The 16,152-nt window shown below is 39.1% G+C and carries 16 protein-coding genes; 5 read left to right on the forward strand and 11 right to left on the reverse strand.

What is annotated here, in order from left to right; genetic code table 11:
- Positions 1-24: 24 nt before the first annotated feature.
- A complete protein-coding gene (gene typA / locus ACFW35_RS11030; protein ID WP_379845712.1) occupies positions 25-1,860 on the reverse strand; it encodes a translational GTPase TypA in 1,836 nt (611 codons plus the stop codon).
- Between the two features lie 155 nt (positions 1,861-2,015).
- Here typA and ACFW35_RS11035 point away from each other — a divergent pair, with 155 nt between their 5' ends.
- The gene (locus ACFW35_RS11035) at positions 2,016-2,186 is read left to right on the forward strand and encodes a DUF5325 family protein (protein WP_379845714.1); all 171 of its coding nucleotides are present in this window, start codon (positions 2,016-2,018) and stop codon (positions 2,184-2,186) included.
- A gap of 246 nt (positions 2,187-2,432) precedes the next feature.
- Here ACFW35_RS11035 and ACFW35_RS11040 read toward each other — a convergent pair whose 3' ends face one another.
- Positions 2,433-3,227 (reverse strand): inositol monophosphatase family protein, encoded by a 795-nt coding sequence (locus tag ACFW35_RS11040; protein WP_379845716.1) that lies wholly within the window; start codon positions 3,225-3,227, stop codon positions 2,433-2,435.
- A gap of 110 nt (positions 3,228-3,337) precedes the next feature.
- Positions 3,338-3,526 carry a hypothetical protein gene (locus tag ACFW35_RS11045; protein ID WP_066289027.1) on the reverse strand — a complete coding sequence of 63 codons (189 nt, stop codon included), beginning with the start codon at positions 3,524-3,526 and terminating at the stop codon, positions 3,338-3,340.
- Between the two features lie 167 nt (positions 3,527-3,693).
- On the opposite strand from ACFW35_RS11045, the gene ACFW35_RS11050 reads away from it, so the two are divergent.
- Positions 3,694-4,317, forward strand: coding sequence for a YktB family protein (locus ACFW35_RS11050; protein ID WP_379845718.1), 624 nt, complete (start codon positions 3,694-3,696; stop codon positions 4,315-4,317).
- A gap of 108 nt (positions 4,318-4,425) precedes the next feature.
- Here the strand turns inward: ACFW35_RS11050 and ACFW35_RS11055 are convergent, their stop codons facing one another.
- The gene (locus tag ACFW35_RS11055; protein WP_379845719.1) at positions 4,426-5,388 is read right to left on the reverse strand and encodes an NAD(P)H-dependent flavin oxidoreductase; all 963 of its coding nucleotides are present in this window, start codon (positions 5,386-5,388) and stop codon (positions 4,426-4,428) included.
- 365 nt (positions 5,389-5,753) lie between these two features.
- Here ACFW35_RS11055 and ACFW35_RS11060 point away from each other — a divergent pair, with 365 nt between their 5' ends.
- Positions 5,754-7,229 carry an aminotransferase class I/II-fold pyridoxal phosphate-dependent enzyme gene (locus tag ACFW35_RS11060; RefSeq protein ID WP_379845721.1) on the forward strand — a complete coding sequence of 492 codons (1,476 nt, stop codon included), beginning with the start codon at positions 5,754-5,756 and terminating at the stop codon, positions 7,227-7,229.
- A 32-nt stretch (positions 7,230-7,261) separates the two neighbouring features.
- On the opposite strand, the gene ACFW35_RS11065 is transcribed toward ACFW35_RS11060, so the two are convergent.
- Positions 7,262-7,384 (reverse strand): GapA-binding peptide SR1P, encoded by a 123-nt coding sequence (locus tag ACFW35_RS11065; RefSeq protein WP_077361557.1) that lies wholly within the window; start codon positions 7,382-7,384, stop codon positions 7,262-7,264.
- A gap of 112 nt (positions 7,385-7,496) precedes the next feature.
- On the reverse strand, positions 7,497-7,796 hold the full coding sequence (locus ACFW35_RS11070) for a DUF3055 domain-containing protein (protein ID WP_066289017.1): 300 nt from the start codon (positions 7,794-7,796) through the stop codon (positions 7,497-7,499).
- A 214-nt stretch (positions 7,797-8,010) separates the two neighbouring features.
- On the opposite strand from ACFW35_RS11070, the gene ACFW35_RS11075 reads away from it, so the two are divergent.
- The gene (locus ACFW35_RS11075; protein WP_379845723.1) at positions 8,011-8,451 is read left to right on the forward strand and encodes a DUF1885 family protein; all 441 of its coding nucleotides are present in this window, start codon (positions 8,011-8,013) and stop codon (positions 8,449-8,451) included.
- Between the two features lie 389 nt (positions 8,452-8,840).
- Here ACFW35_RS11075 and lpdA read toward each other — a convergent pair whose 3' ends face one another.
- From lpdA to pdhA, 4 genes are all read right to left on the reverse strand, one after another.
- On the reverse strand, positions 8,841-10,253 hold the full coding sequence (gene lpdA, locus ACFW35_RS11080; protein WP_379833614.1) for a dihydrolipoyl dehydrogenase: 1,413 nt from the start codon (positions 10,251-10,253) through the stop codon (positions 8,841-8,843).
- 4 nt (positions 10,254-10,257) lie between these two features.
- Complete coding sequence (locus ACFW35_RS11085; RefSeq protein ID WP_379845725.1) at positions 10,258-11,589, reverse strand: dihydrolipoamide acetyltransferase family protein; 1,332 nt, start codon at positions 11,587-11,589, stop codon at positions 10,258-10,260.
- A 103-nt stretch (positions 11,590-11,692) separates the two neighbouring features.
- The gene (locus tag ACFW35_RS11090) at positions 11,693-12,670 is read right to left on the reverse strand and encodes an alpha-ketoacid dehydrogenase subunit beta (RefSeq protein WP_379845727.1); all 978 of its coding nucleotides are present in this window, start codon (positions 12,668-12,670) and stop codon (positions 11,693-11,695) included.
- Position 12,671: 1 nt separating this feature from the next.
- The gene (pdhA, locus tag ACFW35_RS11095; RefSeq protein ID WP_130295819.1) at positions 12,672-13,754 is read right to left on the reverse strand and encodes a pyruvate dehydrogenase (acetyl-transferring) E1 component subunit alpha; all 1,083 of its coding nucleotides are present in this window, start codon (positions 13,752-13,754) and stop codon (positions 12,672-12,674) included.
- A gap of 541 nt (positions 13,755-14,295) precedes the next feature.
- Here pdhA and def point away from each other — a divergent pair.
- Positions 14,296-14,847, forward strand: coding sequence for a peptide deformylase (def, locus tag ACFW35_RS11100; protein WP_379845729.1), 552 nt, complete (start codon positions 14,296-14,298; stop codon positions 14,845-14,847).
- Between the two features lie 385 nt (positions 14,848-15,232).
- On the opposite strand, the gene ACFW35_RS11105 is transcribed toward def, so the two are convergent.
- Positions 15,233-16,141 (reverse strand): DMT family transporter, encoded by a 909-nt coding sequence (locus ACFW35_RS11105; protein WP_379845731.1) that lies wholly within the window; start codon positions 16,139-16,141, stop codon positions 15,233-15,235.
- Positions 16,142-16,152: the final 11 nt, after the last annotated feature.

Below are 16,152 nucleotides of genomic sequence, written 5' to 3' on the forward strand. Positions count from 1 at the left end.
ACTCCCGCTTCTTAAAAGTTAAGTTTAGCCTTGAGCAAGTTTCTTTTTCTTCTCTACTCTTTCACGTTCGTTCTTATCTAAAATCTTTTTGCGAAGACGAATGCTCTCTGGTGTTACTTCGCAATACTCATCATCGTTCAAGTATTCTAATGCTTCTTCAAGCGACATAACACGAGGTTTTTTCATTGTTACAGTCTGGTCTTTGTTAGCTGAACGCATGTTTGTCATCTGCTTCACTTTTACAATGTTTACAGTGATATCGTTCTCGCGAGTATGTTCCCCAACGATCATTCCCATGTAAACTTCTGTACCAGGCTCAACGAATATCGTACCGCGGTCTTCAACACCCATGATTCCGTATTGTGACGCTTTACCGTTTTCCATAGAAACCAGTACACCTTGACGACGTCCGCCAACGTTTCCAGCAACCATCGGCTGATAGCTGTCAAACGTATGGTTCAAGATTCCATATCCGCGAGTCTGTGTTAAGAACTCTGTTGTATAACCGATCAATCCGCGAGCTGGTACCATGAATTCAAGACGTACTTGGCCTGAACCATTGTTAATCATGTTTTTCATTTCACCTTTACGGTCACCTAATGATTCCATGATTGCACCAGTGTATTCTTCAGGAATATCAATTTGAACATGTTCTACAGGCTCACATTTCACTCCATCAATTTCACGAACGATTACTTCAGGTTTTGAAACTTGAAGTTCAAATCCTTCACGACGTAAGTTTTCAATTAAGATTGAAAGGTGAAGCTCACCACGTCCAGAAACTGTCCAAACATCTGGAGAATCAGTATTTTCAACACGCAAGCTCACGTCTGTTTCTAATTCAGACATCAAACGCTCTTCAATTTTACGGCTCGTTACATATTTACCTTCTCGACCAGCAAAGGGTGAGTTATTTACCAGGAATGTCATTTTTAAAGTTGGTTCATCAATACGAAGAACAGGAAGTGCTTCTTCTTGGCCTTCTGGACATACTGTTTCACCAACGTTGATCTCTTCCATTCCGGATACTGCAATAAGATCTCCGGATTTTGCTTCTTGAATTTCAATTCGCTTCAAACCAAGGAAACCAAACAATTTTGTAACACGGAACTTTTTCACTGATCCATCAAGCTTCATTAAAGATACTGCTTGTCCAACTTTAATTGTACCGCGGAACACACGACCAATACCAATACGGCCAAGATAGTCGTTGTAATCAAGCATTGTAACTTGGAACTGAAGCGCCTCCTCACTGTTATCTTCTGGTGCAGGAATTGTTTCAATGATCGTATCAAGCAAGGCTGTCATGTTTTCATCCTGCTTGCCAGGATCCATACTTGCTGTCCCTTTAAGCGCAGATGCATAAACAACCGGGAATTCTAATTGATCTTCTTCAGCACCCAGTTCAATAAATAGATCGATCACTTCGTCTACTACTTCTTCTGGACGTGCAAAATCACGGTCGATTTTGTTAACAACTACGATTGGTGTTAATTTTTGCTCTAAAGCTTTTTTCAGTACGAAACGAGTTTGAGGCATACATCCCTCATATGCATCGACAACAAGTAGTACACCATCAACCATTTTCATGATACGTTCAACTTCACCACCGAAGTCGGCATGTCCTGGTGTATCCATAATGTTAATGCGCTTCTCATTATAGTTAATCGCTGTGTTCTTAGCTAAGATCGTAATCCCGCGCTCACGTTCCAAGTCATTGGAATCCATTGCACGTTCATTAACCTGTTCATTGTCACGGAATGTTCCTGATTGATGAAGCAGTTTATCAACCAGTGTTGTTTTTCCGTGGTCAACGTGGGCGATAATCGCTATATTGCGTAAATCATCTCTTCTATTCAAAATTATTCTCTCCTTATATCCTATCTCTTTTTCTTATCTTTTTTTGTTCAACTTGACTATTATATCACAAATTTATAAAAGGCTTTTTCTTTTTATGTAAATTCGTTACACTTATTATGCAGCATCGACAGATTTATTTACATTTGGAGGTCATCATGAACGGAATTTTCTTTATTATAGCCTTTCTTACAGCTCTTGCCATCTGCGGAGTGGGTGTGGCTATCGGCGAAAAAAGTTTACTTATTTTTATCATATCCATCGTTTCCGTTTTCATTTTGATGGGATTTGGATTTTCATTAAAGAAAAAACAAAGAGAGCGTTCATAAAGAAGGCTCTCTTTCTTTTTGGGTGTTTTCTAAAATAATGTTGCTTATGTCCATCCACCTGAAAATACTTCTTGCAGGGAGCTTCGATGCTGTTTTGCTTGTTAACGCAGGATCACTCTAACTTCCTTGGGTGAGACATTGCACGCTTGAATAGCCTAAGAGGCACACCGCCCGCCCCGAGGAAAGCGAGCACCTGGAACGGAGATCAACTACTTACAATATACAAAGCCTAACAAGAACAACCTTTTAATTAGTTAAATGTTTTAATATCTCCTCATGCAAGCCAGGCTTAGCTGCTAATATGCTGTTTTGTTCTAGCAGCTGTATAGGTTTGCCATCTGTATTTGTTGCGATCCCTCCAACTTCATTCAGAAGAATTAGACCAGCAGCAAAATCCCATGGAGACAATCTCATTGTCATATAAGCATCAAGTTTGCCTGATGCCACATAAGCCAGTTCAATAGCAGCAGAACCGTACGAACGTGTTCCTCTGGATTTTCTTACGATTTCCTGTACGTTCTCGTGATTAATTCTTTTGTTTGGACCAACCCAAGTAGCATTCACTCCAACAACCGCTTCAGAAAGTGTTACCTTATCTAACTTAGAAAGTTTTAAATCATTTAAATAAGCACCTTCTCCATCTTTAGCAAAATAGAGATTTTTGCTTCCAACATCATATATCAAACCCATTTTTCCCGATCCGTTTTCATAGATGCCGATAGAGATAGCAAAATTTGATTGCTGATGAATAAAATTTGTAGTTCCGTCGATAGGGTCAATGATCCAAATGATACCCGACTTATCTTGGATATCATCCCCATACCCTTCTTCACCTAGGACCCTGTGTTCTGGGAATGTTTTTTGTATTTTATCAATAAAAAACTTTTCGATATTCTTATCCATATTTGTGACGAGGTCAGCAATATGTGATTTATATGTAATCGTTAATGTATTTTCAAACGATTCTTGTAACAGCTCTGCGGCTTCAATCGTCCAAGCTTTAGCTAACTGTTCAATCTTTCTCCACTTTTCTTTTTCCATCGTCTCACCCCTTGCCTTTCCTATAGTATATGCCAATTTCGACTTGTTCACAAAAAAACGAACCATCCGTTCATGATGGATTCGTTTTTGCTACCCGCTATTTCTTTGAATCATGCCTCAAGTCTCACGAGCTCCAGCCTTAATCTTTCGAGCTTACGTTTAGAATCATTGATTTGTTTCTGATCTTTTGATTTTAAGGCATCAAACAAGGTAGCTAATTCATAGTCAATCTCAAGTTTTAAAACTGGAATTCTTCTTTCTGCATCCGTTCTTTTTAAGGTATTCATTACTTGTTTCATATCGCCGGCACATCCTTTCTTTTTTCGTTTTCATGTTTTATATATTTTATGAAGGACTGAGGTATAGTGAAACGGCACTTTGCGGAATCTAATGCAAACATTTTTTTATAAAACAGCTTCTGTGATAAACTTTTTTTGTATCGTTTTATAATCAGGAGGAAACATTCATGACATTCACTGGATTTAAAGAGCAGGATTTTAATCTTTTTAAGACAGATGGTCTTGAGCAGCGTATGGATCAAATCATTTACCATATACGACCTAAACTCGAGGTGCTTGGCACTAAGTATGCTGATGAACTTACAGGTTTAACAGGGGAGGAAATGTTCTATCATGTAGCTAAACACGCAAGACGCACTGTAAATCCGCCAAAAGATACATGGGTAGCTTTTGCTCCAAATAAAAGAGGGTACAAAATGCTGCCACATTTTCAGATTGGATTATTTGAAACACATGTTTTTATCTGGTTTGCTCTTATATATGAGTCACCGATAAAGGTTTCGTATGGCAAAACCTTTCTAAAGAAACTTAGTAAGGTAAAAAAGGAAATTCCCGATTCCTTTGTTTGGTCTGACGATCATACAAAGCCAGATAGCTATAAGCATAGCGAAGTAAAAAAGGAAAGATTAAAGGAAATGGCTGAACGTCTAATTTCTGTTAAAAAAGCCGAATTGCTTTGCGGTGTTCATATCTCAAAAGATGAAGCTGTTAATATGTCGGGAGACGAATGGTACACACGAATCTCCGAGACATTTCAAACCCTTTTACCTCTATACAACTTGAAGAAGTAACTATAATAAAAAAAGTGGCAGGAAGCAGAAGTTCAGCTGCTTCTTACCACTAGTATATTGCCTTACTGTATAAATGTATGGGTATGTATCTCTATTGTAAGAAAAGTGTTAGAAAAGGCTGTTCCATTTTTGATGGACAGATTTTGCTTCTTCTTTTATTTGCTTGAACAATTCACTAACAGATATAACCTCATTGATCCTCCCAGCTCCTTGACCAGCCCATCCAAATCCTTCGTCACTCTTTCCTTCATAAATAAATTTCTGATTCGCTTCCCCGCTGATAAAATCTTTTAGATGCTCATAAGATCCGTTTTTATTTTCTTCTTCAACAATCTTTAATGCAAAAGGTGTATTGAGTGTCCTGCCTGGCATACCTAACTTTCTTTTGATTACAACCGTATCGTTTTCGGAACTTTCGAGTATCCATTTTTTATAGGCTGGATGAGCATGTACGCATTCTTTCACTGCAATAAACCTTGTCCCCATTTCTATCCCTTCTGCACCAAGAGCCAATGCAGCCATCATTCCTTTTCCATCAACGATCCCGCCAGAACCGATAACTGGTATCGATAAGCTCTCTGCTATCTGGGGTATCAAAACAAAGGTACCCGTATCCTCTTTTCCGATATGTCCTCCGCCTTCCTGACCAACAGCCATTACCGCATCAGCTCCAAGCTGTTCAGCTTTTATCGCTTGGCGTTTACTAGAGACCAGCACAAGTGTTTTTATGCCTGTATTTTCTAATCTTTTTAAAACAGGTGCAGGATTTCCGCCTGTTATACTGATAACTTTTACACCCTCTTCAATAGCTGTTTCCAGTTGTTCCTCATAAGTTCTTCCATGCTGGCCAATTGCAAAATTCACTCCAAATGGCCGTGCTGTCATCTGCTTCGTTTGCTTGATTTCGGTTCTCAATGCATCACTATTTGGAAGCGACATAGCTGTAATCTGTCCCAGTCCTCCTGCATTAGAAACGGCTGCAGCAAGATCTGAATATGCTAAATATGCCAGACCCCCTTGAATGATCGGTAAATCAATATTTAACAAAGTTGTTACACGTGTTTTAAACATATGATCTCTCCTCCTGAAAATTAAATCATCTACTTACATCTTCATGCATTTTCTGTTATACTTCTTTTGTTTTATAAATAAAGGCTGTGTTAGCAAACTTTGATGCTTTTGGAAGTAGTTGATTTAAGTAACAAAATGCTTGGGGCGTAGAAAGTCGGTGCTCCTGTGTCTGCAAGCAAATGCTATCGAAACGGGATTCCTCGTCGCATGCCTTGCGAGATGTATTCTCAGGTAGCAGGCACGCACCTTGCACTACAATCAACATGTCTATGAAGAAAATAAAAATTACCAACTGCAACATTCTTTGAAAAAGAGTCTAAATAAATGAAAAATTTAAGTTAATTATAGATGAGGTGTAGTAAAAATTGTCTCAACATGAAACTCCTTTATTTACAGGCTTGCGCGAACATGCAAACAAAAATCCATTGCAATTCCATATTCCCGGTCATAAAAAGGGCCAAGGAATGGATGAAGAGTTCAAGAATTTTATTGGACCTAATGCTCTTTCAATCGATCTTATAAATATCACACCACTCGATGACCTTCATCATCCGAAAGGCATGATTAAAAAGGCTCAAGATCTTGCAGCACAAGCGTTTGGTGCAGATCATACCTTTTTCTCTGTTCAAGGTACAAGCGGCGCTATAATGACGATGATCATGTCCGTCGTTTCTCCTGGGGATAAAATTCTTGTTCCGAGAAATGTGCATAAATCTATTATGACTGCAATCGTGTTTTCTGGTGCAACCCCTATTTTTATCCACCCAGAAATCGATCCTGAATTAGGGATATCACATGGGATTACACCGGACAGCGTTGAGAAAGCGTTGAACCAGCACCCTGATACAAAAGCGGTTCTTGTAATTAACCCAACTTATTTTGGTTTTGCAGCAGATTTAAAAGGTATTGTTAATGTTGCTCATCGTTTTAATGTACCTGTCCTTGTCGATGAAGCACATGGTGTCCTTATCCATTTTCATGACCATATGCCACTGTCAGCTATGCAGGCTGGTGCCGATATGGCTGCAACAAGTGTTCATAAACTTGGAGGGTCACTTACCGGTAGTTCTATTTTAAATGTTAAAGAAGGACTTGTCTCGCCTGAGCGTGTTCAAACCATATTAAGTATGATGACAACAACATCTACTTCCTATATCCTTTTAGCTTCTTTGGATGCTGCACGCAGACGTTTAGCAACTGAAGGTTATACATTAATTGAAAAAACGATTCGCCTCGCAAACCAAGCGAGGGAGAAAATAAACGAAATACCAAACCTGTATTGTGTAGGTGAAGAAAAGCTTGGTACTTCGGCGACATTCGATTACGATCCATCTAAACTGCTTATCTCTGTAAAAGATCTTGGAATTACAGGTTATGAAGCTGAAACATGGCTTCGAGATAATTACAACATTGAGGTAGAATTATCGGATCTGTATAACATTTTGTGTCTGATTACTACTGCCGATCATGAAAAAGACACTATGATCCTGGTTGAAGCATTAACTAAGCTTTCAAATGAAAAAAGCTCCTCAAAAACGGAAGAGATTAGATCCTTGCCGGTACACGTCCCTGATATTCCGGTTCTTGCCCTCTCTCCGCGTGATGCTTTTTATGCAAATACAGAAAGTGTTCCATTTGAAGAATCAGCAGGAAGAATCATTGCAGAATTTGTTATGGTATATCCGCCAGGGATTCCAATCTTTATACCTGGAGAAATCATTACAAAAGAAAACCTCGCATATATAAAAGAGAACCTAGAAGCAGGCTTGCCTGTTCAAGGTCCTGAAGATGCCAATTTAAATTATCTTAAAGTTATTCAAGAACAAGTAGCGATTAGATAGTTAAAAAAAAGAAGACCTCAGCAGGTCTTCTTTTATTTGTTTAATTTAGCTTGCTCTTGGCAATGCGGACATGTTTTAGAATACAATGTTGTTACCTTTTCCTCTTCAAAATGTTCAATTGTTGTCTCACACGTTTGGCAAATGATTACTCCCATCCGTTCCATCTCCCTTCGCATTTTGAAAGCGCTTACGTTTATATCTGTATAATATTATGTCACAATTCGTTTGTCAACCCTTTTAGTATAACACATTAAAAAAATGTGCTCATTAATCATATTGTTCGATGACGGGAAGATGAGGAACAGCTTCTTCAAAGAAAAGCGCTAAATCTTCAGCTTCTTTTAAGCTCTTTATATGAAATACCTGTTTAATATACTCAAGGTTTCGCATATCATTCGAGTCAAGCAGCGCTGATCTGCCTGTTTGCATGCACACGACCAGCGGTTTTCCGAAAAACATATTTGTGTACACAATACCAAAATCATATCTCACCGTATCTGTTGTAAAACCTACAAACCTAACCTTAACGGACTCACTCTCGTCATACAATTTTTCAAACCATTCCATGCTATCCCTCCTCGTATGATAAAACATTGTTCATCGATCGGGTTGTTCTAACCTGGCATTTAATGACTGGATACTCTGTTAAGTTCAAAATTGATGTAAGAGTAATTCCCTTTTTAAATGAACTTTAAACTTATATTGTCAAAATCTTCTTGAAATATGATAAACTATTCTATGAACAAATATTGTTAAAAATGACTAACTGGAGTGAGTTGGAATGTCCCAAAATGCATACATAAAGCTTGTTCCTGCTTCTGAAAAACAAGTTGTTACGATAGAAGAAATTAAAGATATGTTCAATTATTACAAATCAATCACTTCTAAAACAGGAGAACAGCTTTCATGGGGATACTCTGAAGCCGCTTTTCCTTATACGATTGAGGAGAAAGAAGGAGCTAACAACGAATGGTTCTTTTTAAAAGGAATTGATCCAAGAAAAAACAGATATATTTTGATTGGAGTCGGTTTTGAAAAAAAAGATGTTGAAACAGATTCTTCAGAAAATCAGCAATGCTATATTCAAGTATCTCTTACAGATATTTCAACTCATGGAGATAAAGGAAAAGCGAATGAATTCTGTAAGTTTTTAGCGACGAAATTAAAAGGTGAACTACATCTTTTTAATGGCAGGATAATGTATTATTACCCTAAAAAGTAGACTCTTTTTTCAATAAAAAGCTCTGTCAGAAGAAAAACCAAAATCATAAAAACATTATTCTGCCTGCAACATAGATTACAGTAAAAAAAATGGTTAAATTTACTCCAGCCGTTTTATTGGTAATAAACCTCATAGCAATAAGAAAATTAAAATATGAAAACATAACTAAGAGCACCGTTTCATAAAAAGAATGATCATGATGCGACAGATAAAGAACGAGAGAATATCCGCACCATACCAAAATTTGAATGATAACACACAAAAATACGTTCATAACATCCTCCATGTACACCTTTATACTAAATGTTATGAAGAGATTCGTATTATATGAGGAAATCAAAAAACCCCTTGTAGGCCGCTTCCGCGGTATACAAGGGGTTTTAAATCCTTTATTTTACGATGTGAACAGGAAGTCCGATAGCAACTTCTGCTGCTTCCATTGAAATTTCTCCGAAAGTTGGATGCGCATGAATTGTCATAGCAATATCTTCTGCAGTCATTCCTGCTTCAATAGCTAATCCAAGTTCTGCGATCATATCAGATGCGTTTCCGCCAGCAATTTGAGCTCCTAAAACAAGTCCATCTTCTTTACGAGTGATAAGCTTCATGAAGCCATCAGTTTCGTTCATAGATAAAGCTCGTCCATTAGCTGCAAATGGGAATTTAGAAGCTTTCACTTCATATCCTGCTTCTTTTGCTGACTTTTCATCATAGCCTACAGAAGCTAGTTCTGGGTCTGTGAATACTACAGCAGGAATCGCCAAGTAATCAATTTCTGCCGCATGTCCGCTGATTACTTCAGCTGCTACTTTACCTTCGTAAGAAGCTTTATGAGCAAGAGCAGGACCTTCAACAACATCACCGATTGCGTAGATGCCGTTAACGCTTGTTTGAGCTTTTTTGTTGATTTTGATAAGACCGCGTTCAGTCATTTCAACACCAACTTGCTCAAGACCAAGTTCTTCAGTGTTTGGACGGCGTCCAACTGTTACAAGTACATAATCTGCTTCAAATGTTTTTGACTCACCTTTGATCTCAGCAGTCACTGTAACACCGTCTTTTGTTTCTTCTACGCCTTTAGCCATTGCTTCAGTAAATACTTCCACATTGCCTTTTTTCTTTAAGCGCTTAGAAACTACTTGACTCATTTGCTTTTCGAAACCTGGAAGGATTTGTTTTCCACCTTCAAGGATTGTTACTTCAGTACCAAAGTTTGCATAAGCCGTACCAAGCTCCATTCCGATATATCCGCCGCCGATAACAACAAGCTTCTTAGGAACCTCTTTAAGAGCCAGTGCACCAGAGGAAGAAATTACACGGTCGCTCCATTTGAATCCTGGAATTTCAATCGGACGGGAACCTGTTGCAATAATTGCGTTTTTAAACGTATATGTCTGAGAGTTCTTCTCGTCCATGATACGAACTGTGTTTTCATTTACGAAATAAGCTTCACCACGGATGATTTCAACTTTATTTCCTTTTAAAAGCCCTTCAACACCGCCAGTAAGCTTCTTAACGATGCCAGCTTTCCATTCTTGAACTTTGCTGAAATCAACTGTTACGTTTTCAGCTTTAATCCCCATGTCTTCAGAGTGCTTCGCATGTTCAACACGGTGACCAGCATTAATAAGAGCTTTAGATGGAATACAGCCAACGTTTAAGCAAACGCCTCCTATTTCCGCCTTTTCCGCAATAGCCACTTTTTGTCCTAATTGTGCAGCGCGAATTGCTGCTACATATCCCCCAGGACCTGAACCAATGACAAGTGTGTCTAACTCAATTGGAAAATCTCCTACTACCATCGAATTACGCCTCCATTACTAATAGTTGTGGATCGTTCAACAAACGCTTAATGTGATTCAATGCATTTTGTGCAGTTGCACCATCGATCAGACGGTGGTCAAAGCTTAGAGAAAGTGCCAATACTGGAGCTACTACAACCTCTCCATCTTTAACAACTGCTTTTTCAGCGATACGGCCGATACCAAGGATAGCTACTTCAGGGTGATTAATTACTGGAGTGAACCATTGTCCACCGGCAGATCCGATGTTTGTAATCGTGCAAGATCCGCCCTTCATTTCTTCACCAGAAAGTTTTCCATCACGTGCTTTTGTAGCCAATTCGTTGATTTCAGAAGAGATCTTGAAGATGGACTTGCGATCTGCTTCTTTTACAACTGGAACCATCAATCCGTTATCTGTATCTGCAGCGATTCCGATATTGTAATAGTGCTTGTACACGATTTCTTCGTTTGCATCATCGATCGATGCGTTAAGCACTGGGAACTCACGAAGTGCAGATGTTAATGCTTTCACCACATATGGAAGATAAGTAAGCTTAATGCCTTTATCCATCGCTACTTGTTTGAACTTCTTACGGTGTGCAACAAGATCAGCAACGTCCACTTCATCCATAAGTGTAACATGTGGAGCTGTATGTTTGGAGTTAACCATCGCTTTAGAGATCGCTTTTCTGATGCCTTTGATCTTCTCGCGTGTTTCCATTTCTCCAGCAGGAATAGCTTTAGGAGCTTCTTTCTTAGCTGCATCCGCCTTAGGTGCTTCTTTGTCAGCCGCTGGTGCTTCTGCTGCAGCTTCACCACCGCCGCTTACAAACTTATCGATATCTTCTTTAAGTACACGTCCATTATCTCCAGATCCTTGTACTTTACGGATATCTACTTCCTTCTCACGAGCATATTTACGAACAGAAGGCATAGCGATTACACGTTTTGAATCATCAGCAGGCTCTTCTTTAGTAGTGTCTTCAGTCTTATCTGTTTTAGCTTCAGGTTTGTCATTTTCTTTTGCCTGATCAGCAGTAACTTCTTTTTCTTCTTCAGCTTTCGGCTGCTCTGGTGCTTCATCGCTTCCGCCATGTGCATCCGCAGGAATCTCACCTTCTGCCTCGATCGTTACAAGGACATCACCTACAACAGATACAGTACCTTCATCTACTTTTAGCTCTAAAACTTTACCGTCTACAGGAGAGGGAATTTCAACAACGGCTTTATCATTTTGGACTTCGAGCAGGATGTCGTCTTCTTTAATAGTGTCCCCTGCTTTAACAAACCACTTTACAATTTCACCTTCGTGAATTCCTTCACCAATATCGGGAAGCTTAAATTCATATGCCACGATTAACGCCTCCAATTTTCAATCTAGTTTACTCGTTTATGTGAAAAGGCTGAAAGAAGCAGTCACTAATAAACTACCCTTTCAGCTGACATTCAATTATATTTTAGAAATTGTAGACTTTCTTTGCTTTATCTACAATATCACGATGATCTGGAATCCAAACATCCTCTGCAGATGCATATGGGAACGTAGTATCTGGTGCAGTTACACGCAGTACTGGAGCTTCCAGGTTTAAAATAGCGCGATCATTAATTTCAGCTACAACAAACGCTCCGATACCTGCTTGTTTCTGAGCTTCTTGAACAACAATTGCACGTCCTGTTTTTTCAACTGATGCAATAATTGTGTCAATATCAAGCGGGCTGATCGTACGAAGATCGATAACTTCAGCAGATATGCCTTCTTTCTCAAGCTCCTCTGCAGCTTTTAATGAAGCGTGAACCATTGCACCATAAGTAATGATAGAAACGTCTTTACCTTCACGTTTCACATCCGCTTTACCTAGTTCAATCGTGTACTCTTCTTCAGGAACTTCGCCACGGAATGAACGGTATAACTTCATATGCTCTAAGTAAACAACAGGATCGTTGTCACGGATAGCAGAAATTAATAATCCTTTTGCGTCGTATGGTGTTGAAGGAATAACCACTTTAATCCCTGGAGTTTGATACATTAATCCTTCCAAGCTGTCTGCGTGAAGTTCTGGTGTTTTAACCCCTCCACCAAATGGAGAACGGATTGTTACAGGAGAGTTATATACTCCTCCTGAACGATAGCGCATACGAGCCATTTGAGCGGCAATTGAATCAAATACTTCAAATACGAAGCCAAAGAATTGAATCTCCATTACTGGACGGAAACCTGTAAGCCCAAGACCTATTGCAAGTCCCCCAATTCCAGACTCGGCAAGCGGAGTATCAAAAACACGATCTTCTCCAAATTCTTTTTGAAGACCTTCAGTCGCACGGAATACACCGCCGTTTTGACCTACGTCTTCACCGAAAACAAGTACGTTTTCATTGTTTTTTAATTCATTGCGCATTGCGTCTGTAATAGCTTGAATCATAGTCATTTGAGCCATATTATTTCGACTCCTTTGCTGTATATTGTTCTAATTGCTCGCGAAGGTTATACGGAAGCTCTTCGAACATAAAGTTGATAAGGTCGGTAACCTTTTGTTTAGGTGCACCATCAGCTTTTTTAATAGAAGCTTTAATATCTTCCTTCGCTTCTTCTACTACTTTATTTTCTTGCTCTTCAGACCAAAGGTTCTTCTTTTCTAAGAACTTGCGGAAACGAACTAACGGATCTTTCTTTTCCCATTCGCTGTCTAAATCTTTTGTACGGTAGCGTGTAGGGTCGTCTCCCGCCATCGTATGTGGCCCGTAACGGTAAGTAAGAGTCTCGATCAGTGTAGGACCTTCACCTGCAATCGCACGCTCACGAGCTTGTTGTGTAGCTGCGTAAACAGCAAGTACATCCATTCCATCTACTTGGATGCCTTCAATTCCAGCTGCTACTGCTTTTTGTGCAATTGTTTTTGCGGCAGATTGCTTTTCTACTGGAACTGAAATTGCAAATCGGTTGTTTTGAACAACAAAGATTGCGTTAGCAGCATAGGCACCGGCAAAGTTTAATCCTTCATAAAAGTCACCTTGTGATGCTCCGCCATCACCTGTGTAAGTGATACAAACGTTTTTCTTGCCTTGTTTCTTTAAACCAAATCCAACACCGGCAGCTTGAATAATTTGAGCACCAATGATAATTTGCGGCATTAATACGTTTACACCTTCAGGAATTTGTCCGCCTTGGAAGTGTCCACGGGACCATAAAAATGCTTGATATAACGGAAAACCATGAAATACGATTTGAGGAATATCACGGTATCCTGGAAGAATCCAGTCTTCTTTATCTAATGCAAAGTGACTCCCTAGCATTGAAGCCTCTTGTCCAGCAACTGGAGCATAGAAACCAAGACGTCCTTGTCTGTTTAAAGAGATTGCACGCTGATCCCAAATTCGCGTATAAACCATACGGCGCATTAATTCTTGGAGCTGTTCATCAGACAACTTAGGCATTGCTGATTCATTAACTACTTCTCCATCTTCAGAAAGAATCTGAAACGTTTCAAATTGATCTTGAACAGCATCAATTGTTTTCGTCATGAAAAGTCACCTCTTCCTTTCTTTTACCCTGTCAATTTACCCTTATCTTAAAAACACACACACATAACAGGTTGCCCAAAGTGCCACATTTTTAAGACAGGATTATATTTTTAAAAGGCCATTAGGCGTACCTTTGTGTCCCCATTCAAGTTTTCCCTTGTATTAAGGAGCTAAACCATCATATGGCATCCTAACTGTATTACTTAAATATGTATTCATAGTAACACAACAACCCTTTACACGTAAATTAGTTTACACCACCTGTTAAACGCCGTCAATCTATAGAATCATTACAGTTTCACGTATACATGAAGCTCTGGCTGCCTATTCCTGTAATCGCTGTAAAACTTAACTGTTTCACCAATTATAACAAACTGTATCAGTCGTAAGTTGAAATGAACGATATACTGCATAATAAACAATATATATACCGATAAAAATAACCTAATAGATTAATTTCTGTTCTTTTTCTATAAAATTTCTCTATGTTATGATAAGAGGAAATTACTAATAAATGAATATAGGCACGGAGGTTTTGCTTGTGTTAACAATGAAAGATATTGTAAGGGAAGGAAATCCGGTTCTAAGACAGAAGGCTGCAGAGGTATCCTCACCCTTCTCAGAGAAAGATATTCAAACAGCTAATAAGCTCTTGGAGTTTGTAAAGAACAGTCAGGATCCCGAGGTTGCGGGAAAATATAATTTAAGACCTGGCATTGGTCTGGCTGCTCCTCAAATCGGAGTTTCAAAACGAATATTCGCAATGCATGTGACGGATGAACAGGGACAACTGTACAGTTATGCACTATTAAACCCAAAAATAATCAGCCACTCGGTGCAAATGACATATTTGGATGGAGGCGAAGGTTGTCTGTCCGTTGACAGAGATGTGCTAGGTTTAGTACCTCGTTATGCAAAAGTAACTGTAAAAGGCTATACACCAGATGGTTCTCTAGTTGAGTTGAAATTAAAAGGTCTCCCAGGTATTTGTTTTCAACATGAACTAGATCACCTTGATGGTATTATGTTTTATGATCGAATCAATGAAAAACAGCCATTTGAGCCTCCTTCAAATTCAGCAACTTTCAGATAAAATTTAATCTTGTTTTTATAAACAATGCTCATGTAAGGAGTTGATTTCCGCTCCAGGTACTCGCTTTCCGCGGGGCGTGCGGTGAGCCTCCTTGGCGCTTTGTGCCATTAGCAGTCTCACCTGTCCCGCTCGTCCCGCAGGACAAGGAAGGCATCGGCAGCGATATATCGCACGAAGAAAATGTGATTTTTCATTTTCGAGGAGTCTCGCACCTTGCGCTCCAATCAACTTGTCAATGAAAATAGTCAACTAAATGATCTAAAAGAAAAAGAGCCAAATAAAAAGCTGAGTTCTGCCCCTTAAAAGGCAGAATTCAGCTTTTTCGTTTTTATTAAGCACCTTCGCGATCGTCGTCGACTGTTAATGCTTCTTTCCCACTGAGTGTTTACGCTGTGCGGTTCTGCTTAATTTTAATTGTTGTATTACGCTTTTTTCTTCCTGTCAGATAAACACCGAAAAAGATTAAAAATAAACCAAAATAAGCAATCGGCGGGATCTTCTCATTTAAGAGAACACTCCCCCATACTACTGCTGAAACAGGAACTAGATAAGTAACGAGAGTAGCAAATTCGGCTGATCCTGCTGATATCATAAAATAGTACAAGAGATATGCTAAACCTGAACCAAAAACCCCGAGACCTATTAAAGATAATATCACATTCCCTTCTAAAACATTCCCAGGCAGATGCCACCCTCCAGTAAAGCTCATGATTATTCCGCTTAAAACCGAACCTGTCATTAGTGTAGTTGAAGCTGTAATCCAGACTGTCGTTTCTTGAAGATGTTTTTTAGCATATTGTGAACTGAACCCATAACAGCAAGTAGCAATGAGCATGAAGACGATTCCTAAAAAGAGCTGTTCTTGAGTTAAGCCTGGTGCATCCGCATCCATTAAGAAAATAATTCCTATAAAGCCGACCATGACTCCACTCCATTGTTTCCAATGCATTTTAACAGAAAAAAATAAAACCCCCATCATCGCTGTCCATATTGGAGTTGTTGCGTTTAATATCGCAGTATAGCCGCTGTCTAAAAAAGTTTCACTCCAAGCGATCAGACCCCATGGAAGACCAGCATTTAACAATCCTACAATTATTAGTGACTTATAAGGCAGTTCTCTCCAATTGACTTTCTGTTTACTGATAAGAAAAAGCGGGATAATCGTAATGATGCCAAGCACACATCTTATGAATACGATCTGCCATGGATCAAACACATCCAGCAGAACTTTAATAAATAGAAAAGACATTCCCCAGATCAAACTTAAAATAAAAAGTGCTGAATAAAGTTTCATGTAATCCTCCT

The organism is Fictibacillus sp. NPDC058756 (assembly GCF_042746035.1).
Lineage (GTDB): Bacteria > Bacillota > Bacilli > Bacillales > Fictibacillaceae > Fictibacillus.

Coding starts and splice junctions, on each gene's coding strand:
- ACFW35_RS11035 (WP_379845714.1), top strand. CDS start 2,016: ATGAACGGAATTTTCTTTATTATAGCCTTTCTTACAGCTCTTGCCATC.
- ACFW35_RS11040 (WP_379845716.1), bottom strand. CDS start 3,227: ATGGAAAAAGAAAAGTGGAGAAAGATTGAACAGTTAGCTAAAGCTTGG.
- ACFW35_RS11045 (WP_066289027.1), bottom strand. CDS start 3,526: ATGAAACAAGTAATGAATACCTTAAAAAGAACGGATGCAGAAAGAAGA.
- ACFW35_RS11050 (WP_379845718.1), top strand. CDS start 3,694: ATGACATTCACTGGATTTAAAGAGCAGGATTTTAATCTTTTTAAGACA.
- ACFW35_RS11055 (WP_379845719.1), bottom strand. CDS start 5,388: ATGTTTAAAACACGTGTAACAACTTTGTTAAATATTGATTTACCGATC.
- ACFW35_RS11065 (WP_077361557.1), bottom strand. CDS start 7,384: ATGGGAGTAATCATTTGCCAAACGTGTGAGACAACAATTGAACATTTT.
- ACFW35_RS11070 (WP_066289017.1), bottom strand. CDS start 7,796: ATGGAATGGTTTGAAAAATTGTATGACGAGAGTGAGTCCGTTAAGGTT.
- ACFW35_RS11075 (WP_379845723.1), top strand. CDS start 8,011: ATGTCCCAAAATGCATACATAAAGCTTGTTCCTGCTTCTGAAAAACAA.
- lpdA (WP_379833614.1), bottom strand. CDS start 10,253: ATGGTAGTAGGAGATTTTCCAATTGAGTTAGACACACTTGTCATTGGT.
- ACFW35_RS11090 (WP_379845727.1), bottom strand. CDS start 12,670: ATGGCTCAAATGACTATGATTCAAGCTATTACAGACGCAATGCGCAAT.
- pdhA (WP_130295819.1), bottom strand. CDS start 13,754: ATGACGAAAACAATTGATGCTGTTCAAGATCAATTTGAAACGTTTCAG.
- ACFW35_RS11105 (WP_379845731.1), bottom strand. CDS start 16,141: ATGAAACTTTATTCAGCACTTTTTATTTTAAGTTTGATCTGGGGAATG.